This is a genomic window from Mesorhizobium sp. WSM4837 (assembly GCF_055811435.1).
Genome location: NZ_JBVVQE010000198.1, coordinates 1 through 1,281, shown reverse-complemented (window position 1 = coordinate 1,281; position 1,281 = coordinate 1). Strand labels below are relative to the sequence as shown.

Genomic DNA, 1,281 nt, shown 5'->3' with positions numbered 1-1,281 from the left:
CGCGGCGGTTTGTTCGTATTGTCGTTGTTAAAAGCGCCGCGATGATTCATGCTGTCGACGATGATTCTCCACGCCAAACCGCCTTCGCGACACGCAGTCCAGCCGCTCGGCGCCGCGCCGATCGCGCCCATGGCGACTGTGCCATCCTGGCTGCGCAGGGCAGTCGAGACGGCGCAAACCCTTGGGGATGCTGCGCTTGCCGCCGGCGCGGCGCTGACCGCGCTCGATGCTGTCGTGCGCCGGGACGAAAAATGGGCGGGCGCCTGGCGGCAACGTCTGGCACTCGGCGCGGCCGCGACAACGGCGCGCCAGGCGGGGCGCACCGAGGACGAGGCCGCGCTGCGCGATTCTTTTCTCCTGACCCGCCCCGGCGACGATTGTGGGCCGGGCGGTCTTTTGCTCCTCGCCTGGCGCCGGCTGGCAGCCCGGCCCGCAGAGGATCTTCTGACGGAGAAAAACCTCACCGTGGTCTTGGAAGAATTCGGTTTTTTCGCCCGCAACGGCGCGGCGGGCGGCGATCTCCTCGAGGATCTCCGCCAGCTGTCTACGGCAGCCGGCGTTGTCGAGATGCTGACCGGCGCATTTGCGAGTGCGGAACGCGATGGCTTCGGACGCAATTTGGGTTCTTGGCTCGCCGACGCCCTGCTCGCGCAAAGATTGGGATGGCCGCATGCGGTGCCGCTTCTGGGAGCGCAGCCTGCATCGGGCGGAAGCACGCGTGGCGTGCGGGTGAGAACAACCAGTCTGACGGAGAGGGATCGGGCGCCAGGCGGGGAGAGGGTGCAGGGCCTGCTCGTGGCCCAGGCGCGCGCAGCGCTGCGGGCGATCGACCTCTCGACCGAGCTCGGCCGCCGCGCCGAGCGGCTCATTTCCGTCGCGCCGAAACTGCGGGCGAAGGGTGCGGATCTCGTCGTCGAAAAGCTGCTGTCCGACGACGCACTCGTGGCGTCGCGCGGGGACAAAAAGACCGGGATGAGCGATCGCGGCCTGCGCCGCCTGTTCGACCGACTGGTCGATCTCGGCGCCGTGCGCGAGCTGTCCGGCCGCACCACGTTCCGCATCTACGGGCTTTAGGAAATGGCTGAAGCGGCGCGCAAGAGGCGAGGGCAGGGCCGGTCAGATGACCATCGATCAGGCGACCGTCGTTCAAATGACCATTTGTTCGATCGCGATCTCGACCACCTGCCGGCGGAGGTTCGCTGGCGGGAGTGGATGAACCGCGTCGAAGCGACGATCTTCGCGGCCAGCGAGCCGGTGACACGTGACACCCTGGCGCGTATC

General features: G+C 67.8%; 1 protein-coding gene and 1 pseudogene. Both read left to right on the top strand.

Features of this window, described 5'->3' with window-relative positions; translation table 11 throughout:
* Window positions 1–129 precede the first annotated feature (129 nt).
* Entirely contained in the window at window positions 130–1,074 is a 945-nt protein-coding gene (locus AC0L3D_RS36660) for a DUF1403 family protein (protein WP_473647529.1), read from the top strand.
* Between the two features lie 3 nt (window positions 1,075–1,077).
* Window positions 1,078–1,281: pseudogene (locus tag AC0L3D_RS36655) on the top strand (SMC-Scp complex subunit ScpB); the annotation flags it as partial.

What these genes read in the sequence shown, in the direction of transcription:
- AC0L3D_RS36660 (WP_473647529.1), top strand. Translation starts at nt 130, where the DNA reads ATGGCGACTGTGCCATCCTGGCTGCGCAGGGCAGTCGAGACGGCGCAA.